Below are 24,583 nucleotides of genomic sequence, written 5' to 3'. Positions count from 1 at the left end.
TTGATTTCTCTTTTAGGTTAAGCCCGTGTTTAGAGATGGCAAATCACTTTGAAAGCGCCAAAGTTTTTTCAACATAAGAGTTAAGTATTTGCTTAGAAGTTTCTATCTGCTGAATGGCAATCTTATAGCCATCGAGACATTCATAATACGGCAAAGTTCGATTGGAGTTAAGATCAAAACCAGTACTATTTTGAAGGATGCCATCTTTTGACACTTCAAAATACCTTTCATCGTCGATGAAAGAACCATCTGGCAAGTGGTACCTCAAAGCGACAAAACCGTTTTTTGAGTTAATTAGATCTTTGCCGACTGATACAACCTTTTGATCTTCTATACCTGTTATATTCAATACGGTTGGTAAGAAATCAATCTGTCCTCCAGTTGTTTTTATTTCTTCTTTGATCTTCGAGCCCGGTATATGAATAATCAGGGGTACATTCATGGCATCTTTATAACTGTACTCTTTATTGAAAAACTTTGAGATTGCGTCTTTTGCCTCTTTGTTGAAAGGATACAATCCCGCATGGTCACCGTAAAGTATTATGACGGACTTCTCATAGAGCCCTGTACTTTTCAATTTTTCGATGAATTTTCCAAGGGCATAATCCGCATAGTGCACAGCCTGAAGGTAATTTCCAAAGATCGTATTTTCGTGCTCTGGTAAAAGTTCCAAGCTCTTGAGCTGATCTGGAATTACAAAAGGTGTGTGGCTTGAAACAGTAACCAGGAAAGCGAAAAACGGTTCTGGATAGTTTTTAAGAATATCAACGGCTTGTTCAAAAAAGGAAAGATCGTTCAATCCCATATTGAAGATCAGGTCTTGTTTGAATTTTTCAAGGCTTATAAACTCTTCAAAACCAAGATGCGGGTAGATTTTATCCCTATTCCAGAACCAGCCCACATTGCCATGCATGGCAATTGTATGAAATCCATAGTCTCTCAAGATCCTTGGAAGTGCGTAAAAATCTATAACATCGTATTTTTCATAAGCTACCTCATCACCTGGAATGTGCAACGATACAAGAGATACGAACTCAGCATCGGCTGTGTTGCCTGCGCCAGTTTGCTGGTAGTAATTCGTGAAGTAAATGGAGTCTTTATGTACCAAAGCATTGAGATTCGGTGTAACTTCTTGACCGTTGTATTTCATGCCTATCAAAAAATTCTGGAAAGACTCAAGCTGAACGACTATGATATTTTTATTTGCACCAGCACCCCAGTATCTTTTTTTAGCAATTTGCTGAGAATTCATTTGGACAACTGATGCAACTTCCTGTTTTGAACGGGTAAACACACTGGCGATATCGTATACATGGTACGCAACAAAACCATATCTATTGAAGACCTGAGATGGTTTGAGCTTTTCAGACACAAGTGGAGCTGCGGCGAAAATTGAGCAAAGCAATACCGTAACCAGTACCCATCTTGGTGTTTGAAAATTTGTCCCTTTAATGGAAAGATATCTTTTTCTATCGAATATTCCAAGCGGTATCAAATCGGCAACAAACAGCAAAGAGAAAAAATCGGTGAAATACTTTATATCTGTTCCAAGTTTCCCAACCTGCGGTAAAAGGACAAGCTGTTTTACAGAAGGCATAGTTCCAAAATTCTGAAAATAAAGAAAATCGGCAAAAAGTACTATGGATAAGACACAATACAATCCAAAACCCCATTCCTTGACAACAAAGCTAAACACGAAAAACATCAAAAAAACCCAGCCTACCGTGCTCAAAGCTGTCGAAAGCTTGAACATGCCTGAAATTGTCAGGTAAAAGATGAAAATCTTTATAATACTCAATGTCGATAAGAAAAGCACATAATTTTGCGTACTTTTGAACAAATAGATACCTCCAAAAAATTATACATCTATACATCGAAAGATCAAAAAAGCGGGCTTAAGCCCGCTTTTTTGTTGAAAAGTGAAAAATAAACTAAAGAGTTATAGGCATTACGGGAACCTCTTGTGGTATTATCAACCTTGCCTCGGTGAACTGAACTACTTCTTCCACAGTTGTTTGAGGTGCAAGCTCTTTTAAAAGCAAGCCTTTTTCTGTTACTTCGATAACCGCCATATCTGTGACGATCAGATCAACCCTTCTTATAGATGTCAAAGGCAGACTGCATTTTTTGACAATCTTTGGTGCATTACCTTTTGCAACATGCTGCATCGCAACTATAACTTTTTTTGCACCGGTAACAAGATCCATCGCACCACCCATGCCCGGCACCATCTTACCTGGGACCATCCAGTTTGCCAGATGACCTTCTTCGTCTACCTGCAAAGCGCCGAGTACCGTCGCATCAACATGACCGCCTCTGATCAGACCAAAGGAAACCGATGAATCAAAAGCGCAGGCGCCCGGTAAAAATGTTATGGGTGAACCGCCGGCATTTGTCAGATTGGGATTTTCGTATCCACTCATCGGTGCGGGTCCCATACCGAGTATCCCATTCTCAGATTGCAGAAAAATCTCCACTTTTGGAGGCAAATAATTTGCCACCAAGGTTGGAATGCCTATACCCAAATTCACGACATCTCCATCTTTCAGCTCAAGCGCAACCCTCTTGGCAATCACAACTTTTGCAAGATTTTGGTCCTGTATCATCTGGCATTCCCCCTTACGATGTAATCCACAACTGCATGAGGTGTATGAATCTCATTCGGTGAAAGCCCACCAACCGGAACCAGCTCTTCAACTTCCACTATTGTCACCTTTCCGGCAAAAGCCATGAGAGGGTTGAAATTCCTAGAGGTGAAATTGAAGAAAAGATTTCCGTAAAAATCTGCCTTTTTGGCTTTTATCAGTGCAAAATCTGCCCTGAGAGCTGTTTCGACAAGATATTCTTTACCATCAATTGTTATTTTCTGTTTGCCATTCTCAACAACCGTACCAACGCCAGTTGGCGTTAAAATTCCTCCAAGCCCAAACCCACCGGCGCGTACCCTTTCAGCCAGCGTTCCCTGCGGAACGAGTTCTACTTCCAAAGTACCTTCAATCATCTGTTTCTGTGTCTCTGGATTGGTACCGATGTGTGAAACGATCACTTTCTTAGCCATTTTATTGACAATGAGCTTGCCTATGCCTTTGTCCGGAAAAGCGGTGTCATTGGCGATGATGGTGAAATTTTTTTTGCCACTTTTCAAGAGCGCATCTATTATCATTTCAGGAGTTCCATCCCCAAGAAAACCTCCGATCATCAACGTGGCTCCATCTGGTATCATTTCCACAGCTTGTTCGACGGTTATGACTTTGTTTTTCATATATTCAGAGCACCTCCTATTCCACATTCCTGATGATTATCGCTGTACCCATACCTCCACCTATGCACAGGCTCGCAAGACCGAGTTCAAGTCCTCTTTTCTTCATCTCGTAAAGCAGTGTCACAGTTATTCTGTTACCACTTGCACCGATTGGATGACCGAGCGCAATTGCGCCACCATTCACATTAACTCTTTCTTCAAGCCAATCATCTGTCACACCATGTTCGCTCTTCAGATCTCTTAGAACAGCTATACTCTGAGCGGCGAAGGCTTCGTTGAGTTCTATCAACTGAATGTCTGTGAGTTTCAAATTCGCCTTTTTCAAAGCTTTTGAAATTGCTCCAACAGGTCCTATACCCATTATACTTGGATCAACTCCGTGCTGTGCAAATGCGACAATTTCTGCCAGTGGTTTTAAACCATATTTTTTCACCGCATCCTCACTTGCAAGAACCGTGGCAGAAGCTCCATCATTTATTCCAGAAGCATTTCCTGCTGTTACCGTACCGTCTTTTTTGAAGGCTGGTTTCAATTTTTCGAGTGCCTCGAGTGTCGTATCAAACCTTGGATGTTCATCTGTGTCAAAGATTTTGTCTCCTTTTTTGTCTTTTATCACAAACGGTACTATTTCATCTTTGAATCTACCTGTCTCAATTGCCTTTTTTGCTTTCATCTGGCTTTTGTAGGCAAAAAGATCCTGTTCTTTTCTCGATATACCGTATTTCTCCACCAGGTTTTCCGCCGTGACTCCCATGTGATACATATTGAAGATATCTGTAAGCCCATCAAAAACCATGTGATCGATTATTTCACCATTTCCCAGCCTGTAACCAAACCTGGCTTTTGGTAACAGGTATGGTGCATTGTTCATGCTCTCCATACCACCAGCAAGAACTATCTCGGCTTGACCAGCCATGATATCCACTGCACCGATCATGATGGCTTTCATGCCAGAACCGCAAAGCATATTCACCGTGTACCCGGGTTTTTCAGCCGGAATACCTGCGTATATACTGACCTGTCTGCCAGGTCCCATGCCCTGTCCAGCCATCAGGATGTTCCCGATGATCGTTTCGTCGACCCATTCAGGCTTTACATTCGCCTGTTCCATAGCCGCTTTTGCTGCCGCAACGCCGAGCTGTACAGCGGGGACATCCTTTAAAGTGCCCTGAAAGGTTCCTATTGCAGTTCTCTTTGCTCCAACGATGTAAACTTTCCTCATTGACACTCCTCCTTTCAAAAACCGATCACAAGACCAAGAAAAGCAAACTTGTGACGATTCCGCTCCATATCAAAGCCATCACACAGTAACCCATGATGTCTCTGATGTCGAGCTTTGCAACTGAAAGCAGTGGCAAAGCCCAGAATGGCTGAATCATATTTGTCCATGCATCACCCCACGCAACACCCATGATGACCTTGGGAACAGATGCACCGATCTTCTGCGCCGCCTGAACCATGATGGGACCCTGCACAGCCCACTGACCTCCACCGGATGGAATAAACAAATTTATCAAACCTGCGCTCCAGTAAGTGAACAGAGGAAGTGTTTTTGCAGTGGAGAAAGAAGCAAACCAGTTGGCAATCGTCGCAGCAAGTCCAGAATTTATCATCATACCCATGATACCTGCGTAGAACGGGAATTGAACCACAATCGCCCACACAGTTTTTCCAGCCTCGATAGCCGCGTTGATGAAATTCTTTGGAGTACCATGCAACAGAATACCAGCCATCAAAAAGATGAAATTGACTATGTTGAGATCAAGAGAACCTTTCTTGACGATGAAATAATAGAAGATGTATACCAGTCCAATAACACCAATGATCATTGACAGAACCGGGCTGTACTCCATCTTCTCTGCCGGTGTCATCTCCGACCAGTTTTTCTTGGGGGCTTTCTTTGCCTCTGAAAAGACAGCCGGATCAACTTCCACTATTTCTTCATCTTTTATTGGATGCATTCCTGCCATGATGAAAGGCAGTGTGAAGAGCAACACCAGAACTGGTAAATAACCAATTGGGGAGAAAATTGTCTGTGAAACTGGAATCAAACCTATGGACTTTTCAAGAAAATGTCCCTTTGTGTTGACGAGCAACGGTGCAGATGCAGAAAGTCCTGCGTGCCAGACCAGAAATCCAGAGTACGCAGAAGCAACAAGCAGTGGATAGTGCAGTTTTTTACCTTTCATGTTCTTTGCGATCTCGATCGCCAAAAGTGACGAAAAGATCAAACCAAAACCCCAGTTGAGATAACTTGTTACAATCATGACAACACAAGCCAGCGCAACTGCTTTGAAAGGTGTGTTCGCGATCTTAGCTATGGATCTGAGAATGGCTGCCATTGGTTTGGTCGAAGCTAATATGTGTCCGGTCATGAGCACAAGACACATCTGCATTGCAAAAGAAAGCAAATTCCAGAAACCATCGCCCATGTAGCGAACCATATCCATGGGGCTTTTTTGCTGTACGATCATACCCAGTACAAATGTGAGAAGTGTCAGCAAAAATGCAAAGATCAAAGCATCCGGCAAGTACCTCTTTGCAAACCTTGAAAAAGCAGCACCCAAAACCCTTAGCATTGTCTCACCCTCCTCGCATTGGAATATTGCATATTCATTTTATAACATCGGCTATTGAAAAAGCAAACCAGGTGCTTTTCTCACTCAATTTAATCACTACAACAAAATTAACTTTACTTTGTGATATATTTCTCTATCTTTCTGATCTTTCTGAAATTCAAAAAACTCATGGGCGTTTGTAAACTATACAAAGCACATCAAAAATCACAGATATCTGTTTTGACCTGTTCTGTGAATCTCAGGTATAATCAGTAATGGAGGGATGAAGATGAAAAAACTGGCTTTTATTTTGGTGATATCTTCATTATTGCTTTTCTCATGTGCTGAACAACAGCCACAGCAACCAACAACCATTGAAAGTCGTGCACGGGGTCTTGCCAACGCTCTGCAGAATCTGATAACAAATACTACAGACATTGACAGTTATGTCAAAACATTGTCCACAGACCAAGATGTGAGTGCTAAAAAATCAGAATTTATCAATCAACTCAGAGCCACCATTTCCACGCTGGGTAATAAGGTTGAATATCTGGGCATTTATGAAACTAAAGCTACCTTGATTTATTCCTTTGATATAAGCATGAAACCAGATGATGTTGATAAAGTTTATCTTTTGCACCTTATGCTTAAAAATACATCAAGTCAGACAAGAGCTCCATACACTATTCCGTTTATAACACTAAAAGGCGACAACGAAATTTACCTTGCCGTGATATTCAAAAAGAATGAAATAGTATATGTTTATCCAAAACCTATTGTTCAATGAGTTTTTGCAAAAAGAACATGAAAGAAAACTCTTCAAACTGTTTTTAAAAGCAAAATGACTGTATAAGGTTAATTCAATACCTCTCAGGCAGATGTCAGAATTGATTTCAAACCGACTGATCTTGTGATGTCAAACTATTTCAAAGTTCAACGGCAGATAAAATTGTAAGGAGGTCAAAACCACAGATCTGCTCATCTGTGGTTTTTGTTTTTTGTCACTTTAAAAAATTTGACCACCTGCGGCAGACTGCTTAGAACGAAATTTATTTTTATGAAACTTTCAGTTTACATTACCACTGTAATATTGTGATAGTACAGTATACGGAGGTAAGCGTATGTGGTTTTCAATAGATTTTGGCTCACATGTACCTGTGTACAAACAGATCATGGAAAAGGTGAAAACTTTGATCAAGTCAGGCAAATTGAAGAAAGGAGAATTTGTTCCTTCTATAAGGACTCTGGCTGAAGATCTTCAGGTGAACATAAACACCGTTGCCAGAGCTTATAGAGAACTCACAAACGAAGGTGTGCTGAAACTCGTCAGGGGAGAAGGTTACGTCGTTGGAGAGTTGGATGAACAGGATTTTGTGAATCGATTGATATCCCAATTCGACAATAGCGTTGAGCAATGTAAAAAAATCGGTATAGACCAGCAGTTTCTTTCAGAAAGATTAAAGCAAATCTATCGGAGGGATGATAATGGTGCTGAAAGTTGAAGGGCTTTCAAAATCTTACACAGGCAAAAAGGCAGTGGATAATATCAGTTTTGAAGTTCAAGAAGGCTGTATCTTTGCACTTTTAGGACCCAACGGTGCTGGAAAAACAACCACTATCAAGTGTATCCTTGGCTTAAGGAAACCTGATTCTGGGAAGATCAATTTGAATGGTTCTTTTGCATATCTGCCAGAGACAAAAGAGCTGTACAGATATCTGACTGTTGAGAAAATGGTTGAGATTTCCTCGTTGATCACAGAAAACTTTGACAAGCAAAAAGCTTTTGAGATTCTTCAGGATTTTCAGATACCTCTCAAAGAAAAGATAGCAAATCTATCACACGGTATGCTCACACAAACCTACATGGCTATTGTGCTTTCTCAAAAAGCACAGATCTACTTCATGGATGAACCAACCTGGGGATTGGATCCAATCATGAGAAACAGAGTTTTAGATATGATTAGACAGCTTTCCTACAATGGAAGCACGGTTTTCTACACAAGTCATATCCTTGCAGAGGTTGAAAAGATCGCCGATACAGTTGCGATAATGGTCAAAGGAAAGATTGTCGAAATGGATCACCTTGACGATTTGAAGGAAAGATATGTACTGTGTGTGGTACCAAAAGGCAAGAAGATCGATGGATTTTATTATAAAAGCACTGAAAGCGAAGACATATACGTTACCAGAAGGCAATTCGCAGAAGGATCAATCGAACCTGCCACATTCGATGTGATCTTTGAAGCCATAGTTAAGGGGGCGAGATGATGTTAAAAAAAGAATTCTACGATATGAAACTCAGAGCATTTGTGATCCTTCTCATAGGTGTGGGATTGTTCTTCGTTCTGGCTCCACTTCAAAATGTAACTGTCCAGATGTTACAGCAGTACGCACAGATACAAAACGCACCCAGATTTCTTGAAAAACTCTTACCAAAAGATTTCATAAACAATCTGAGCGACTGGAATTTTTATATCTACAGCCAGTGGTTCGGAAAAAACCTGGGGCAGATGGTACCAATTTTGGCAATAATAATGGCTTTTCCGCTCTTTGCAAGAGAAACTGAGAATGGAACCATGGAATTTCTTCTGGCAAGAAAGGACAGAAAAAAGATATTCCTTTCAAAATCAATTTTAGCAATGTCGACGACTGCTGCTGTAATGATTGTTCTGTCACTTCTTCCAGGTATCTACTCGTTTTTAGCCGGCAAAAAGCTGAATTACGGGCTTTTAGTTGCTTTTCTCATTCACACAGTAGTTGGTGCGATCTTCTGGTTTGTCGTCACGATGTTTTTCTCTGTCATATCAAATGATCAGGTCAAACCCATCTTGATCTGCGTTGGACTTCTGGCAATTACCACGGTAATGGGCATGATAAGATTCACCAGGTTTTTAAACACCTATGTTTACATCCTGGGTGGAAAGATATTCCAGACAGGTCATCTGGACATAGAGTATTCACTTGGATTGATTGCAATATCTGTGTTTTTCTTCTTATTGAGTTACGGTACGTTCTTAAAGAAAGAATTTTGAAGGAAGGTGATCCTGTGAAAAGAACAATCGTAGTCTTTTTAATGACTGTTTCGACTTTGATTTTTGCATCTTGTGAACAAACAGCAGCGATGTTCATCCACTATCTTTCAACTGGAAATTTTGAAAATGCTCAAAATATGGTTTCACAGATCATGCTGGATGCTTTAGAACAATCAAATCTCACACTTGAATCTTTCTGGAAAACACTGAATCTGCAGGTTGGGAATTTCAAACAGATTCTCAGATTGAAAAGTACAACCGAACAGGGATACAACGTGGTTTTCGTCGGCTGTGATTTTGAAAAAATGAGGCTAGATGCCAGAATCGTTTTTGATCAACAGGAAAAGATAGCAGGTTTGCAGTTTTTGCCTTATGTCGAAGAAAGAACTTACATGATACCAGAATATGTCGCAATCGATAAATTCAAAGAAATCGAATGCGTTGTGGAAAACGGTCAATGGAAAATGCCTGCAGTTCTGACACTACCAGAAGGTGATGGTCCATTCAGCGCGGTGGTTCTTGTTCACGGCTCTGGTCCAAATGACAGAGACGAAACCATCGGCCCAAATAAACCGTTCAAAGATATCGCCTGGGGGCTTGCGAGTAATGGTATAGCTGTACTCAGATACGATAAACGCACAAAAGTGTATCCCCAGGAATGCATTCAGATGATGGATAATTTCACAGTCAACGACGAGACGGTGGACGACGCACTGGCTGCCATAGATTTACTCAGAAAATTTGACAAAATAGATAAAAAAAGAATATTCATCCTTGGGCACAGCCTTGGAGCAACGCTCGCACCCAGAATTGCCACAAGATCAGAACAACTGGCAGGTATCATTCTGCTTGCACCAGCTGCAAGGGGATTATACATAATAAATGCTCTGGATCAACTTGAGTACATCTTTTCACTGGATGGGAAAATCGATGAAAACGAAGCAAAGCAACTTCAAGATATGAAAGATCAACTGGAACGCATCCAGAAAGATCAGTTAAAAGAAGGCGAAACAGTTCTTGGTGCTTCAAAGGTTTACTGGGAAGATCTATTAAATTATGATCCAATAAAAGTAGCTAAATCTTTGAATATTCCCATCTTAATAATGCAGGGCAGGCGTGATTATCAGGTGACGATGAAGGATTTTCAGATGTGGTATGAAGCTCTTAAAAATAAAGGAACTGTCACATTCAAAATTTACGACGATCTCAATCACCTTTTTATTGCTGGCGAAGGACCCTCTACACCAATTGAATACCAGCAGCCTGCAAATGTTTCTCAAAAAGTTGTCCAAGACATCGCAGAGTGGATTAAAAAAAATATTCAATGAAACGACTTTGCTTTATCGGCGTTTATGCAATCAACCTGAGTGTAGTTGATTTTTACCTACTCATACTCTTTGGGCTTTTAGGATATGCAATGAGAAAGCTCGATATACCAACTGCTCCTTTGATTCTGGCAAGTGTTGTTGGCAGGAAATTTGAACAGTCCTTTAGACAATCCTTGATGCTGTCCAATGGTAGTTTTTCTATCTTTTTCAATTCCGGTATATCAATAGCCCTGCTTTCATTGGCTGCCCTGTCTTTGTTCTACCCGTTAATTTCCGCGGCTGTGAAAAAATACAAAACATCCAGGGTATAATTTTTATACAAGGAGGTTTTGAATGCAAAAAGCAAGTCATAAATCGCTCAGAGAAGAGGTATTCGAGACAGTCAAAGATTACATACTCAAAGGGCATTACATGCCCGGAGAACGGATTGTGATAGATGCGGTTGCAAAGCAACTCGGAGTCAGTATAACACCGGTCAGAGAAGCATTACACCATTTAGCGGCACAGGGATTGGTTCTGGTTGAACCGCACAAAGGATTCATTGTGAAAAAATGGAACAAAAAAGAAATAGAGGACTTGCTCTTTTTGAGGATGTATCTTGAAAAGCTCGCTGTTAGGTTGTTCATTCAAAGAGGTGCACAGAAAAACAACCAAGCTCTTGCACAGATTATTGAAAAAATGCAAGTAGCCTCCGAGATGAATGATCTGGAAAACCTGACACGTCTTAATTCAGAATTCCACAGAACCATAATAAATGGCTCCGGTAACGAAGAATTGTCCAAAATCATGAACTCACTGGGCGAAAAACTCCACAGAGTCAGGATACTTTCTCTCTCCTACCCTGGAAGAATAAGTAAGTCTTATCAGGAGCATTTGTTGATATACAAAGCAATTTGTCAACAGGACGTTGAGGCAGCAGAAAAAGCCGTTGAAAATCATATCAGCAATGTTAAAGACGTGCTTTTACGAAGAATGAATGAAGGATTGATCTAACAGGCAAAAAACCCGGTGAAATCCGGGTTTTTTTATAATATACACAGGAGGTGTTAGGTTGATACTCACAACTACCGAAAAAATAGAGGGATATGAAATCACTGAAACGCTCGGTCTTGTTATGGGAAATACTGTTCATTCCAAACACCTTGGCAAAGACATAGCTGCGGCTTTTAAAACACTCGCAGGCGGTGAAATCAAGTCTTACACAGAGCTTTTGACCGAGGCAAGAAATATTGCCCTGCAAAGAATGATAGCTCAGGCAGAAGAACTTGGTGCAGATGCCGTTGTAGGTATTCGTTTTGGTAGTTCTTCAATCATGCAATCTGCCGCCGAAGTACTTGCCTATGGAACGGCTGTAAAGATCAAGAAGATCTGAATAATTTATCGCCATCCCAGATGATTTCTTTTGGTTTTGGTATCAGGTTGTAATCAGATGCCATGGCATAGCCATAAGCTCCAACGTCACATATAGCTACAAATTCACCTTCTTCTGGCTCTGCTATGGTGTATGACTTTCTAAAAGTGTCGGCACTTTCGCAAATTGGTCCGACAATGTCTGCTTTTATTTTCTTGCGGTTCTTCGTCTCGTACAACGGTATTATTCTGTGTTTAGCTCCATAGAGAGCAGGTCTTATCAGATGGGTCATTCCCGTATCGAGCATGATGAAAGTTTTGCTGCAGGTTCTCTTTACGTACTCAACTTTTGCCACCAGATAAGCCGAAGAAGCAACAATCCATCTTCCGAGCTCCAGAACAATCGTTGAGCCAAATTCTTTCAAAATAGGGAAAATCTTCTGTCTGTATTCTTCAAGATCGAGAGTTTTGCCATTGCCATAATCTATACCCCAGCCACCGCCAAGGTTTAACACATTCAATTTCAGGTTCATCGATTTTGCAAAGTACTTTATAGAAACAACCGCTTCAAGATAAGGTTCCACTTCGGTTATCTGTGAACCTATATGGCAGTGAAGACCTATTAAATCAACCATTTTGTTCGACCTGATTCGCTCGACCATTTTGGATGCCGTGTCAAAATCGACACCGAATTTGTTTTCCTTCAAACCAGTTGCAATGTGCGGATGAGTTTTTGCATCTACATCCGGATTGACCCTGATAGATACCCTTGCTGGTTTTGAAAGAACTTTCTCAAGCCTGAGAAGTTCTTCATAGCTATCAAGGTTTATAGAAAAAACACCGTCCTGGACGTATTTTTCAAGCTCTTCTCTTTTTTTGCAATTGCCGTTGACGATTATCCTATCTGGCGTGAAACCAACCGAGCGAACCTGGTTGTATTCTCCAAAAGAAACAACATCAACCATGATATTTTCCTTTTCAAGCACACTCAGAATATCTCTGTTGAAATTCGCTTTTACGGCGTAGGCAAGGCGGAAATCAAAATCTCTGAACATTTCTCTTAAAACAGAAATTCTCTGGCGAATAAAAGGAAGGTCGTAGACGTAGACAGGAGTGCCAAAAGACTCTGCGGCTTTTACAAGCGTATGCGAATCCATAAAACCACCTCTCAACTGAATAAAAGTTGTTATCTACTGCTAAACACAGTAGATCTTATCATGGCTTTGAGTTGAGAGGCTATTACTTTCTGTTGCGATTTGTCTATCTTTGTGCAAATTCTTCCATCTTCCATAACTATCACACTATTACCAAATTGTTCTGCGAGTGTCATATCATGGGTGATCATCAAGATCGTGGTGCCGAGCTCTTTGTTTATCCTGTCAGTCAATTCCATGATCTTTTCCGTGCTTTTTGGATCAAGTGCTGCTGTATGTTCATCCAAAAGCAGTAGCTTTGGATTTGAAGAAACAGCCATCACTATAGCAAGTGCCTGTTTTTGCCCCCCGGACAACTTGGATGCCTTTCTTTTGAGAGCTTCTTCAAGACCCATTCCCGTGGACTTGAGCAGATCTATGCTCGTTGGACAGACTTTGCCAAAGCCAAGTCCCCTCATACCTTTTTTACTGGCGAGCATGAGATTTTCTTCCACTGTCAAATTCGGGAACACTCCTTGGTTTGGATCCTGACAGACTATACTGGTCTTTTTGAATATCTTTTCAGAGACTACAGGCATTCCAAAAATTTTGCAGCTGCCCTGAGCTGGCTTTACATCCCCAACGAGCAGTTTCAAAAGCGTAGATTTTCCCGCACCATTTGATCCTACAACGACAAGAAATTCTGTTTCATTGACTTTGAGAGAAACATCCCTCAGGGCGACTTTTTCATCCAGCGTCCCTTTGTTATAAACAACCGTGACATTTTCAATATCTATCATACGGTCACCTCACTTTTCCTGAACCTCCTGATTGCAATGACGGCAACGACAAAGAGCGCTGTGAGCAACTTCATGTCGCTCGGCTTAAAACCAATACGATATCCATACTTCATGGCAAATGTCAGCAAAAACTGATACAGCAACGCACCCACAACTGGAAAGACGACACCGTACAACGGCTCATGCGAGCCAAATACAATCTCTCCAAGAATTACTGCCGCAAGACAAACCACCACAGTCCCAATTCCCATGTTCACGTCGGCAAATCCGCTGTACATGGAAAACAGCGCACCAGAAAATCCCGCAAAAACATTTCCCATGACGAGCCCGACGTAAGCAAATAGATCCGGATTGACACCCAAAACCTTTACAGCAAAACGATTCCTGCCATAACCCCGAAGCATCGTGCCAAATTCAGTTTTAAGGAACAGCGAGATGATCACAATCGATATCACGACAATCGCAGAAATGACAGCAAGATCGTGACCATCACCGAGATTTGTGAAAGGAACCCTTACAGCTCTCAATCCGCTGGCTTCAAAATTTGGACTGGTTGATCCACCGAGTATGTCGTCTAAGGGAGTTTTCCCAACTATCTGCTCGTAGCTCATTATCTTTCCCGTATCGAATTTTGGTACTGGCATGTTCGGCGCATTCATAACTCTTATGCTCAGTGAATAAAGACCTGTCATCACCATAATTGAAGCGAGCAGTGAGTTGATTCTAAATCTCGTCGTTATAAACGCAACGACAGCACCGGCCGCACCGGCGGCAAGTGCAGCCATAAAAGTCGAAAAGACCCACCCATGACCGGAATGAAGGAGGACGACCGCGACGGCTCCTCCAAGAACATAGGAACCATCGGGCGTCAGATCAGGAAGATCGACAAGGCGGAATGATATATATACACCCATGGCGGCCAGAGCCAGTAAAAGTCCCTGTTCGACTATCGGTATCATCTGGTCACCTCTTTGCCGTCCTTAACAACTATGTTGGCTCTCTCAAGAAGATCAGATGGTATTTCAATATTCAACTGTTTTGCCACATCCAGGTTTATATACAAAACAAGCGAATCCGGACCAACTACGTGTGATTCAAGATCACTTGGTTTTGCACCCTTGAGCAAAGCAACCAGTAATTGACCTGTCTCTACACCGACCTGGAAGTAATTAAAACCAAAACCGACAATTCCTCCACCGCGTGCTATGTCTATATCGGCGGCAACTATAGGTTTTTTCAACCTCAAAGCCGCGCTACCAATAGCTTCGATCGAAGAAGCGGCGGTGTTGTCAGTTCCTATGTACAGAACATCCACACCGGGACCAATACTGTTGAGAGCTGTGATCATTTCACTTGGAGAAGTACCGGGGATATCAACAACAGTCATTTCCAAAGATGGAGCAGCGGATTTAGCAATACTGGTCAAAGTCACAGAATTTGCCTCTCCTGGATTGTAAATCACACCAACTTTTCTGGCATTGGGAAAGATCTTTTTGATCAACCTGAGCTGCGTTGACACTGGAACCATGTCTGAGATTCCAACGACATTTGAATCATTCTTCCCAAGTTGCTTGATCAATCCTGCTCCAACTGGATCTGTCACCGCAGAAAAGATAACAGGTCTGTCACTTATTGCCTGAACACAGGCTTGAGCAGATGGTGTTGCAATGGCAACTACAATATCAACCTTCTCAGTTGCAAACTTTTTTGCTATCGTTACAGCATTCTGCATACTTCCCTGAGCGTTTTGTCTGTCGATGATTACATCCTGACCAATTTTGAATCCTGCATCTTCAACGGCTTTCACAATTCCATCGAAAACTGCGTTCAATGCCGGATGATCCACAATCTGGGTTATACCTACCCTGACAGCACCAAAACCGACAATACAAAGAACCAGAACTACAGCGGATATTAACCTTTTCATACCAACACCCCCAAAAGTGAGTTTTTAAAAAAAGAGGGCATCCTTTCTGGATGCCCTCTTCCCTGTGTTTTTTAATCAGATTCCCCTGTTTATGTACCAAGTGGTATTAGGGGAACCTTGGAAGAGGGCATTCCCCTAAACCACCAATAAGCATATGCAAATTGAGCCACCCTTTGATTCAAAATCGTCCTGTACTCCATTCAAAATCCTCCGGCAAATTTTGTTTGGTATATTCTACCAGAAAATTTATTCTCATGTCAAGTGGGAAGTTTCAACAATTCAGAGTGTAAAAAAGATTGTGATTGCAACCTTGCAGTGAAATCCCTCTGAAATTCATCTGAACAAAGCTATACCTTATAGCATAATGAAACCGTGGCTCGTACTCATTCAGGGAGGTGAAATTGTGAGAAGGACTTTTGCTATCGTTTTGCTTGGAGTATTGTTGAGTGCAGTCATGGCTGCGCAGTGGCCTGCTCAGCTCAGGTTCGTTTCGGGACCGTCTGGAGGAACGTGGTTTGCGCTTGGAGGGACACTTGCAAATATCTGGACTGAATCTGTCATAACTACAACAAGTGGTACAGGTGGAGGAACATCTAACATCATAACTATTTCCAGAGGTCAGGCAGACATAGGATTGACAACTCTGTCTGTTTTCAACGCGGCACTGAAAGGTATAGAACCTTTTAAAGAACCGGTGAAAGGTACTGTACTGTTTGCAAACCTTTACAGACAGTATGCATACTTCATTGCGAGAAAAGATTTTGCGACCAAATACGGGATCAAAAAATTAGGAGATGTTATTAGAATGAAACTTCCAGTCAGATTTGCCACCCTCACACCCGGTACAGCCTCCGAGTTCGTCATAAGGTCTCTGTTCGAAAAAGGTTATGGTGTGAAGTGGTCAGACATCAAATCCTGGGGTGGGAGAGTTGAATTTGCTTCTTACACTGACGGTGCAAATCTGTTGTGCGATAACAATCTGGATATTTTTGCGTTTCAGATCAGCCGTGTTGCTTCAGTGATCATGGATATAGAGAGCAGAGCAGATGTTGTTATACTTCCCGTCGATGAGGAAGCGATTCAAAAACTTGCAGAATACATTGGTACAACAAAATTTTACATAGAGCCAGGTGTATACAAAAGTGTGACAGAATCCATTCCAACAGTCGGTGATTATACCTGCCTTGTGATCGGAGAGAAACTGCCTGAAGATCTCGTATACAAACTTGCAGAGACGCTCTGGAACAAAAAAGATCAAATTGCAAAAGCTTTTACTGATCTCGCCGAACTCAATCCACAAGAAGCAATAAGCAAAGATGTGCCTGCACATCCAGGGGCAGTGAGGTTCTGGTCAGAGCAAAAATAGTAAATGGGGGCGAAAGCCCCCTAAGATCTTTCTTATGAGGTGAGATAAATGAGAAAGCTAACAGGTCCAACATACTATTTTGTGTTCTTCTCGCTCATTGCCATGGGTGCATTCCATATTTACACTGCGTTATTTGGCACGTTTGAAGCTTATCTTCAAAGGAACATCCATCTGATTTTTGCCTTGCCACTTGCTTTTATCCTTTATCCGGCAACAAAGAACAGCCACAAGGACCGAGTACCCTGGTATGACTGGATTCTCTTCGTACTTGCGATTCTTCCATGTCTTTATGCAATCATAAATTATGAAACCATTCTGTACCGTATCGTGCAGGTTGATGAAGTCACAATTACTCAGATCATACTTGGGACATTGCTTGTTGTTCTGATTTTGGAAGCTACCCGAAGAATCGTGGGACTCGCACTTACAATTGTCGCGGCAGTTTCTGTTCTTTACATGTACATTGGGCATCTTCTGCCCGGACAGTTCAAAGGTATGTATGTCACATTCGACAGAATTATCGAGCATCTTTATCTGACCGGTGAAGGCATCTTTTCCACTCCAATTGGTGTTTCGGCTACTTTTGTCATGATATTTCTCATCCTCGGTGGTTTTCTGGAGCACAGCGGAGCTGGCGATTACTTCATGGACTTGTCAAAATCACTCGCCGGTAAAGCAACTGGTGGTCCTGCAAAAATAGCTGTGGTCAGCTCTGGCTTGTTCGGAAGTATCTCAGGATCAGCTGTGGCTAATGTATACGCAACAGGCACTTTTACAATACCAATGATGAAGCAACTTGGCTTTTCACCTGTCTTTGCTGGAGCAGTAGAAGCTGTGGCAAGCAGTGGTGGTCAGATTATGCCACCGATCATGGGTGCGGCTGCTTTCATCATGGCTTCTTTCCTGGGAATTCCGTACAAGCAAGTCATGATTGCTGCACTGATACCCGCAATACTTTATTATTTTTATGTGTTCATGTCCGTTCATACAAGAGCTGAAAAGCTTGGATTGAGTGGTCTTCCAGATGAGATGATACCGCCTGTTAAGCAGGTTTTGAAAAAACTTTATGTGATGGCTCCGATTGCCGCGCTTGTTGTTATGATCTTAGAAGGCTATACGCCAATGAAAGCTGCAATGATAGCCATAATGATAAGCTGGTTCGTCTCTTTGTTTGACAAAAAGTACCGCATGGGACCAAAAGGCATCCTCAACGCTATTTACGACGGTTCCAAGAACATTTTCGTGGTTGCCATCGCATGCGCTGCAGCAGGTATTGTGGTAGGTGCTGTCACATTGACTGGCATTGGCTTCAAACTTGTTAGCTTCATCTTCTCGCTTTCTCAAAATGTACCATTTCTTGCACTCATAATGGTTATGGTCATGGCAATTGTTCTGGGCATGGGGCTCCCAACAACTGCTGCGTATATCGTTGCTTCGGCTCTGGCTGTGCCTGCACTCATTCAACTTGGCTTTCAAGCACTGGCCTCACACATGTTCGTCTTTTACTTTGCCGTGTTCTCGGCAATTACTCCTCCGGTGGCGCTCGCAGCTTATGCAGCAAGCTCTATTTCGGGAGCAGGGCCTTCCAAGACCGGTTATCAAGCCTTCAGATTGGGTATCATTGCTATGATCATACCATTTGCCTTCATGTACGACCCGGGGTTTCTGTTACAGGCAAACTGGATAAAGAATTTATTTTCACTGGTTGCAGGGGTTGTCTCAGCCATTTCACTTAGTTATGCAATAGAAGGTTTCTTTAAAACAAAGTTGAACATAATCATAAGAACGCTCTACTGTACTATAGGAGTGTTCGCACTATTCCCCATTTTCTGGCTCAGAATTGTCAGCATCATTGCTTTTGTTATATTGTACACTTTGCTTTCTCTGAGAAAAGCAAAATGAAAGGCGCCTGTGGCGCCTTTTTTAAAATTTCTATTCAAGAAAATCCTTCAAATTGATTTTGCTCATCAATGCGATTTTTTTCTTTCATTGAGTAGTTTCATCAACATTCGGCACAAAAGACTCCATTTTCTATAAGATGAAAAAATGCACTTTTTCTTCAATGTTTTTACTTTTTCCAGGTCTTATTCTGCTTTACTTTACACTATCACATGTTTTTTCTTTTGTCAGAGAACCTATCGAAAAATATCCATTTTTATTCTATAAGCAGTGGGATAGTTGACCTTCACCGATGTACATCGAAAAATTGTCTAAAAATGAAAAATACCTATTTAGAATATTCTGGCTTGAAGTTCAAAAACCAAAAGATTAGACCTATCCCAACATACGTTGGTGTAGATTGATCACCGGCCGGTCAGCGCTGTCCATTATATATAATACGATTTTGCAAAGACAGGTGAAAATCAAAAGCCAGCATCTAAAAAGAATTTTGAAAAGAAAAATCAAAATTTTGCCTGATTTATCATTAAACCAAAAGTTTGTTTAGCCTAACTTCTAAAAACCTGTTAAGAACTTTGGGATGGAGTTTTGAAATGTACGATCAAAAGGATCTTGAATTTACGAAATTGATGTGGTAAAATCTCAACTGAGGGTGCGTAGCTCAGTGGAAGAGCGCTTCCTTGACGAGGAAGAGGCCGTAGGTTCAATCCCTGCCGCACCCACCAGAGGGGTCCTCGAGGGACCCCTTATTTCATAGGGAGGTTAAACTATGGATAGACTTGATTTTGCCATAAAATTAGCCAGAAGAACAGGATTTTATTTGATGCAGTACTGGGGTCATGCACTGAATGTAACTGAAAAAAGTTCATTTCAGGACCTTGTCAGTGACTGTGATAAACAGGCACAGCAGATGATAGTTCAACAGATCAGAGAACATTTTCCCAAAGATGCAATCTTCGCAGAAGAGGGACTTTTTGAAAGAGGGGACAGAATATGGATTATAGATCCCATAGATGGTACAATGAATTATGTTCATGGTTTGCCATCTTTTGCCATAGGAATTGCTTACGCTGAAAAAAACAAAGTCGTCATGGGAGTCGCACACGATCCTCTTTTATCTGAAACATACTACGCAGTTAAAAATCAGGGAGCCTATGTAAATGGTGAGAAGATAAGTGTTTCATCCAACTCGCAGTTGAAAGACAGTATAGGAAATGTCGGATTCTACGTTGGTTTTACAGGACCTTTTATAAACGCCATCGAAAAGAAAGTGAGAAGAATGAGAATGACAGGCAGTGCCATATTAGCTGGAGCATATGTAGCATGCGGCAGATTTGACTTTTTCGTGGCAAGAAGAGCCAATCCCTGGGATGTGGCTCCACTATTTGTTATCGTTCCAGAAGCCGGAGGAACTATAACAGATCTATCCGGAAAAGAAGCAACTCTTGAAAGCGGAAATTATCTTTTCAGCAATGGCTTGCTCCACGACCAATTGATCGATATTCTCAATTCAATCAAAGAAAATCAGTGAGTATGAGATACGATTTTGGCTGTCTTGAAAGGCATCAGATGTCTAAACTGGCTTGGATAGTTGCAGAGGAATTGAAACCCCCACAGACAGTATTGTTATACGGGCAACTTGGTTCTGGGAAAACTACTTTCGTGAGCGACATGGCTGAAGGTCTTGGAATAGAAAAAGGACGGGTCAGAAGTCCGAGTTTTTCATTGATCAACGTCTATAAAGGGCACTCAATGGTGTATCATGTAGATCTGTACCGTCTGGAGAATTTTGACAGTGAACTTACCATGGATCTTGAGGAAATCATCGAAAACAAGGATGGAATATTGATAGTAGAATGGGCTGACAGGCTCGAAGGCTTTTGGTCTGAGGACTGCTTAAAGGTGTTGTTTGACTTTTGCGAAAATGGTAGGATGATACAGATGGAATCGAAAAATGACCTGGTTCAGAGAATTGTTTCGAGGTGGTTGAATGGAAAAAAAGTTTGAGAAGTTGGAAAAACTGGCAAAGGAATCTCTTCAAACTCCTGAACTTCCAAAAGTTCTTCCTTTGCTTCCATTGAGAAATGGTATGATTATCTTTCCTCAAACGGTTATGCCAGTTCACGTTGCCAGAGAAAAGACGTTACTGGCTCTTGAACATTCCATAGATTCATACCAGCAATTGATTTTTGTGACAAGTCAGAGAGATCCATCTGTCGAGGAACCAACCTTTGAACAGCTTTATCAAATCGGCACGATTTCCAAGGTTTTGCAAGTCGTTCAGCTTCCGGACGGAACCTTCAGGGTCTTGATTGAAGGAATCGAAAGGGCAAGAGCTTATGAAATAGTTCAGTACGAACCAATGATTGCAAGGCTTGAAATTCTAAGAACCAGCTACAAGAAAACCAAAAAAATCGAAGCCTTGATTCGAAGCGTCAGGGAAAGTTTTTCAAAGTACGCACTCTATACACAGAGATATCCACATGAAACACTGGCTGCCGTATCCGAAACCACCGAAGCAAGTAGATTTGCAGATTTCATAGCCTCTTTGCTGCCAATTTCACTGGAACAACGCCAGATGTTGCTTGAAGAACTTCATCCTGCAAGGAGACTTGAAAAGCTCCTTCAGATCTTGTTGCATGAAAACGAAATTCTTGAAATAGAAAGGCAACTTGATACAAAGGTTAAGCAGAGAATAGAGGAAAGTCAAAAGGAGTTTTTCCTCAGAGAAAAGCTCAAAGCCATAACAGAAGAGCTGGGTGAAAAGGATTCTGAGACCACACAGCTTCGAGCAAATGTTGAAAAATCACAATTACCAGATTTCGTAAAAAGAAAGGCTCTGTCAGAAATAGAGAGACTGGAAAAGATGTCCCCGTATTCGGCTGAGGCGACTGTGGTTAGAACATATGTCGACTGGCTTATTAACCTACCCTGGAACAATTCAACCCAGGACAGAGAGGATATGAAACAAGCCAAGAAAATTCTCGAAGAAAGTCACTACGGGCTTGAAGAAGCAAAGGAAAGGATTCTTGAATTTCTTGCGGTGAGAAAGAGAAGTAAGTCGGTGAGAGCTCCCATATTGTGCTTTGTTGGTCCTCCAGGTGTTGGAAAGACTTCACTTGCAAGAGCTGTTGCACAGGCACTTGACAGAAAGTTCGCTCACATGTCTCTTGGCGGTTTAAGAGACGAGGCAGAAATCAAGGGACACAGGAGAACCTATGTGGGAGCAATGCCCGGCAGGATTGTTCAGCTCATCAGAAACGTGCAGAGCAAAAATCCCGTCTTATTGCTCGATGAAATTGACAAGCTGGCAGTGAGTTTTCAGGGAGACCCAGCCGCCGCACTGCTTGAAGTTCTTGATCCCGAACAGAACAAAGAATTTGTTGATCATTATCTGGAAATACCTTTCGATCTGTCAAATGTCCTGTTCATAACAACTGCGAATGTTACTCACACGATTCCACCTGCTCTGTTAGACAGAATGGAAGTTATCTGGTTAGAAGGTTATACAGACCACGAGAAACTCGCGATAGCTAAATCGTATGTCATACCAAAACTCTTGAAAGAATTTGCACTCGATGAACAGCAACTCAAAATTTCACAGAGTGCCGTGAGAAAAATCATTCACTTTTATACAAAAGAAGCAGGTGTGAGACAGCTCACAAGATCACTTCAAAGGTTGATGAGAAAGGCTGTTCTGAAAATAGAAGAAGGTGAAAAATCCATAGTAATACACAGCAGGGATATAGAACAATATCTGGGTCAGGAAATTATCCAAAATGACGTGATACTCACAAAACCCGAAATTGGAGCAGTACATGGTCTTGCCTGGACTGAGTATGGTGGAACAGTGATGATCGTAGAAACTTTGATGATGCCGGGTAAAGGAGAATTGATCCTCACCGGAAGACTTGGAGAAGTCATGAAAGAATCGGCAAGGATCGCACTGAGCGTTGCAAGATCATTCTGTGGCGAGCAATGCAAGGAACTTTTCCAGCAAAGTGATATTCACATAAACCTCCCTGAAGGAGCTGTCCCAAAAGATGGACCATCTGCCGGTGTAACCATGACCGTGGCGATGATATCTTCAGCTTTAAACAAAAAGGTCAGAAACGACTCAGCGATAACAGGAGAAATAACTCTCAGGGGCAAAGTTCTTGCCGTTGGTGGAATAAAGGAAAAAATCCTTGCTGCTCACAGATACGGAATAAACAGAATCCTTCTACCAAAAACCAACGAGAAAGATCTGCTAAAAATACCACCTCAGATCAGGGAAAAGATGGAATTTGTTCTCATCAGCAAAATCGATGAGGTGGTAGAAAAGATATGTTTGTAAAAACAGTTGAGTTTGTCATCAGCGCCTATAGTGAAAAAGATTTTCCAAAGCCGCTGCTGGGTGAAGTGTGTTTTGTCGGCAGATCAAATGTAGGAAAATCAACTTTACTCAACGTATTATTTAACAAGCAGCTGGCAAAGGTCAGTAAAAAACCAGGCAAGACACGATCGATTAATTTTTATGAGGTCAATAAAAAGTATTATTTTGTAGATTTACCTGGTTATGGATATGCTAAAACATCCAAAACCGAAAGGGATTATTGGAAGAATTTAATTGAAACATATTTTGAAAATAGAAAAAATAAAATCAGGTTGAGCGTACTTTTGATTGACAGTAGACTTTTTCCACAACAGAGTGATAAAATGTTCATTGAGTGGAGTCAGTATTTTGAAGTACCTGTTCTTATCGTATTGAGCAAAGTAGATAAGCTGAGCAAGACAGATATTTTGAAGAAAGTAGGGGTGGTCAAAGAATTATTTTGCACAGATGTGATTGCTTATTCTGCGGTTACAAAACAGGGCGTAAGCGATATAATAGAAAAAATCAATCAGCACTTAGCATAATCTTGCCGGGGTGCGATCTTTAAAAAGCGAAGCGGGGGAGCGGAGATCAAAAGCGGAGTCTCAATCTGAGATATAGGGGGGATTGTTGTGAAAAAACTGTGGAAAATATTAATTCTCACCGGAAGCTTCCTCGCACTCTTGATTTCTGCAGTTGGAAATATTGAGTGGTGGTGATATAGCAAGCAGCACCCCGGTATAAGAGCGGAGTTGATATAAATGATGTCAAAATCTTTAAGGGCATATATAATTCTTCTTTTCTCTGTTTATGTATTTTTCATCGTTCTTTCGTTTTCTTTAAATGGAATCGGTGATCTGAATCGCACTTTCCTGATGTTTCTGATACTTGGTTGTGCCTTTGAACTTGTAGGGTTCACAGTATCGAAATTAGGCGGGGGTATTGTAAGAATCACTGGCGGGCTTATAGTAAATATTCTCATCGCGGCGTTTTTGCCAACTGTTCAAGCTATGATTATCTCTTCCTTGACCGTTCTCCTTTCTGGCGCGATATTCATCAAAACAAAGGACATTTACAAATATCTCTTCAACACGGCTCAAATAGGTTTGTCAACAGGAATCGTATCAGAAATGCTCAGAGTTTTCACTTCAGGGTCTATTGTAAAAGATATGTGGATCGTTGCTTTGTTCTCTCTGCTGTATATGCTTTTGAATTCATTTTTCTTCACAATAGTTTTGTCTCTGTCTATTCCTCAACCTTTTGGAAAAACATTTATGCTCACAGTGAAGGTTCCGCTGGTAAATGCTTTTCTCACACTGCCTGTAATTATCCTTGGCTATGTGCTCTATGTTTACCTGGGTTTATCAGCTGTACCGATATTATTTGGCGCTTTTCTCGTTATCCAGCTTGGAAATGTCTACCGCAATGAATACCTGCAATCAAAGCTTGAAAACTTGACATTGCTAGTGAAAAGCCTCGAGTTGAAGGATTCTTATACAAGTGGTCACAGTGAAAGAGCCGCTCGATTGTCTTACTTGATAGCAAAAAGACTCGGACTTTCAGAAAAGCTCTGC

The 24,583-nt window shown here is 41.5% G+C and carries 24 protein-coding genes and 1 tRNA gene; 16 read left to right on the top strand and 9 right to left on the bottom strand.

Going from position 1 to position 24,583, the window contains the following annotated elements:
* Positions 1-43: 43 nt before the first annotated feature.
* From AC4E92_RS02980 to AC4E92_RS02960, 5 genes are all read right to left on the bottom strand, one after another.
* Positions 44-1,840, bottom strand: coding sequence for an LTA synthase family protein (locus AC4E92_RS02980; protein WP_490239101.1), 1,797 nt, complete (start codon positions 1,838-1,840; stop codon positions 44-46).
* A 91-nt stretch (positions 1,841-1,931) separates the two neighbouring features.
* Entirely contained in the window at positions 1,932-2,606 is a 675-nt protein-coding gene (locus tag AC4E92_RS02975) for a 3-oxoacid CoA-transferase subunit B (RefSeq protein WP_490239100.1), read from the bottom strand.
* A complete protein-coding gene (gene atoD / locus AC4E92_RS02970; RefSeq protein WP_490239099.1) occupies positions 2,603-3,262 on the bottom strand; it encodes an acetate CoA-transferase subunit alpha in 660 nt (219 codons plus the stop codon). The genes AC4E92_RS02975 and atoD overlap by 4 nt, the downstream gene beginning before the upstream one ends.
* Before the next feature lie 16 nt (positions 3,263-3,278).
* Complete coding sequence (locus AC4E92_RS02965; RefSeq protein WP_490239098.1) at positions 3,279-4,484, bottom strand: acetyl-CoA C-acetyltransferase; 1,206 nt, start codon at positions 4,482-4,484, stop codon at positions 3,279-3,281.
* Between the two features lie 25 nt (positions 4,485-4,509).
* On the bottom strand, positions 4,510-5,841 hold the full coding sequence (locus AC4E92_RS02960) for a short-chain fatty acid transporter (RefSeq protein WP_490239097.1): 1,332 nt from the start codon (positions 5,839-5,841) through the stop codon (positions 4,510-4,512).
* Between the two features lie 268 nt (positions 5,842-6,109).
* Between AC4E92_RS02960 and AC4E92_RS02955 the strand changes: the two genes are divergently transcribed.
* The 8 genes from AC4E92_RS02955 to AC4E92_RS02920 all read left to right on the top strand — a co-directional run bounded on the left by AC4E92_RS02955 (position 6,110) and on the right by AC4E92_RS02920 (position 11,552).
* Positions 6,110-6,607, top strand: a complete 498-nt coding sequence (locus AC4E92_RS02955) for a hypothetical protein (RefSeq protein ID WP_490239096.1) — start codon at positions 6,110-6,112, stop codon at positions 6,605-6,607.
* 334 nt (positions 6,608-6,941) lie between these two features.
* Entirely contained in the window at positions 6,942-7,322 is a 381-nt protein-coding gene (locus AC4E92_RS02950) for a GntR family transcriptional regulator (RefSeq protein ID WP_490239095.1), read from the top strand.
* A complete protein-coding gene (locus AC4E92_RS02945) occupies positions 7,306-8,088 on the top strand; it encodes an ABC transporter ATP-binding protein (protein WP_490239094.1) in 783 nt (260 codons plus the stop codon). The genes AC4E92_RS02950 and AC4E92_RS02945 overlap by 17 nt, the downstream gene beginning before the upstream one ends.
* Positions 8,088-8,852: an ABC transporter permease subunit gene (locus AC4E92_RS02940; protein ID WP_490239093.1), complete on the top strand. Its 765-nt coding sequence runs from the start codon at positions 8,088-8,090 to the stop codon at positions 8,850-8,852. The genes AC4E92_RS02945 and AC4E92_RS02940 overlap by 1 nt, the downstream gene beginning before the upstream one ends.
* Before the next feature lie 14 nt (positions 8,853-8,866).
* Positions 8,867-10,180: an alpha/beta hydrolase gene (locus AC4E92_RS02935; protein ID WP_490239092.1), complete on the top strand. Its 1,314-nt coding sequence runs from the start codon at positions 8,867-8,869 to the stop codon at positions 10,178-10,180.
* Positions 10,177-10,491 (top strand): tripartite tricarboxylate transporter permease, encoded by a 315-nt coding sequence (locus AC4E92_RS02930; RefSeq protein WP_490239091.1) that lies wholly within the window; start codon positions 10,177-10,179, stop codon positions 10,489-10,491. Before AC4E92_RS02935 ends, AC4E92_RS02930 begins: the two co-directional genes overlap by 4 nt.
* 22 nt (positions 10,492-10,513) lie before the next feature.
* Entirely contained in the window at positions 10,514-11,173 is a 660-nt protein-coding gene (locus AC4E92_RS02925; protein WP_490239090.1) for a GntR family transcriptional regulator, read from the top strand.
* Between the two features lie 58 nt (positions 11,174-11,231).
* Entirely contained in the window at positions 11,232-11,552 is a 321-nt protein-coding gene (locus tag AC4E92_RS02920) for a YbjQ family protein (RefSeq protein ID WP_490239089.1), read from the top strand.
* Here the strand turns inward: AC4E92_RS02920 and lysA are convergent.
* Genes lysA through AC4E92_RS02900 form a run of 4 tightly spaced genes read right to left on the bottom strand, consistent with a single transcriptional unit; the run spans position 11,539 to position 15,390 of the window.
* Positions 11,539-12,687 carry a diaminopimelate decarboxylase gene (gene lysA, locus AC4E92_RS02915; RefSeq protein ID WP_490239088.1) on the bottom strand — a complete coding sequence of 383 codons (1,149 nt, stop codon included), beginning with the start codon at positions 12,685-12,687 and terminating at the stop codon, positions 11,539-11,541. The two genes, AC4E92_RS02920 and lysA, sit on opposite strands and share 14 nt — an antisense overlap.
* Before the next feature lie 29 nt (positions 12,688-12,716).
* The gene (locus AC4E92_RS02910) at positions 12,717-13,463 is read right to left on the bottom strand and encodes an ATP-binding cassette domain-containing protein (protein WP_490239087.1); all 747 of its coding nucleotides are present in this window, start codon (positions 13,461-13,463) and stop codon (positions 12,717-12,719) included.
* A complete protein-coding gene (locus AC4E92_RS02905) occupies positions 13,460-14,422 on the bottom strand; it encodes an ABC transporter permease (protein ID WP_490239086.1) in 963 nt (320 codons plus the stop codon). The genes AC4E92_RS02910 and AC4E92_RS02905 overlap by 4 nt, the downstream gene beginning before the upstream one ends.
* Complete coding sequence (locus AC4E92_RS02900; protein WP_490239085.1) at positions 14,419-15,390, bottom strand: ABC transporter substrate-binding protein; 972 nt, start codon at positions 15,388-15,390, stop codon at positions 14,419-14,421. The genes AC4E92_RS02905 and AC4E92_RS02900 overlap by 4 nt, the downstream gene beginning before the upstream one ends.
* A 403-nt stretch (positions 15,391-15,793) precedes the next feature.
* Here AC4E92_RS02900 and AC4E92_RS02895 point away from each other — a divergent pair, with 403 nt between their 5' ends.
* From AC4E92_RS02895 to AC4E92_RS02860, 8 genes are all read left to right on the top strand, one after another.
* Positions 15,794-16,756, top strand: coding sequence for a TAXI family TRAP transporter solute-binding subunit (locus tag AC4E92_RS02895; protein WP_490239084.1), 963 nt, complete (start codon positions 15,794-15,796; stop codon positions 16,754-16,756).
* A 48-nt stretch (positions 16,757-16,804) separates the two neighbouring features.
* Positions 16,805-18,658, top strand: coding sequence for a TRAP transporter permease (locus tag AC4E92_RS02890; protein ID WP_490239083.1), 1,854 nt, complete (start codon positions 16,805-16,807; stop codon positions 18,656-18,658).
* A gap of 647 nt (positions 18,659-19,305) precedes the next feature.
* A tRNA-Val gene (locus tag AC4E92_RS02885) sits at positions 19,306-19,380 on the top strand.
* Positions 19,381-19,424: 44 nt separating this feature from the next.
* Positions 19,425-20,186, top strand: coding sequence for an inositol monophosphatase family protein (locus AC4E92_RS02880; RefSeq protein ID WP_490239082.1), 762 nt, complete (start codon positions 19,425-19,427; stop codon positions 20,184-20,186).
* Positions 20,187-20,224: 38 nt separating this feature from the next.
* Positions 20,225-20,662 (top strand): tRNA (adenosine(37)-N6)-threonylcarbamoyltransferase complex ATPase subunit type 1 TsaE, encoded by a 438-nt coding sequence (tsaE, locus tag AC4E92_RS02875; RefSeq protein WP_490239081.1) that lies wholly within the window; start codon positions 20,225-20,227, stop codon positions 20,660-20,662.
* Entirely contained in the window at positions 20,646-22,991 is a 2,346-nt protein-coding gene (gene lon / locus AC4E92_RS02870) for an endopeptidase La (RefSeq protein WP_490239080.1), read from the top strand. Before tsaE ends, lon begins: the two co-directional genes overlap by 17 nt.
* The gene (yihA, locus tag AC4E92_RS02865; protein WP_490239079.1) at positions 22,982-23,554 is read left to right on the top strand and encodes a ribosome biogenesis GTP-binding protein YihA/YsxC; all 573 of its coding nucleotides are present in this window, start codon (positions 22,982-22,984) and stop codon (positions 23,552-23,554) included. Before lon ends, yihA begins: the two co-directional genes overlap by 10 nt.
* Before the next feature lie 216 nt (positions 23,555-23,770).
* Positions 23,771-24,583: HD-GYP domain-containing protein (locus AC4E92_RS02860; RefSeq protein WP_490239078.1), on the top strand; the 813-nt coding region annotated here is incomplete at its 3' end.

This window comes from Pseudothermotoga sp. (assembly GCF_031962025.1).
Lineage (GTDB): Bacteria > Thermotogota > Thermotogae > Thermotogales > DSM-5069 > Pseudothermotoga_B.
This window is presented reverse-complemented; position numbering and strand designations above follow the sequence as displayed.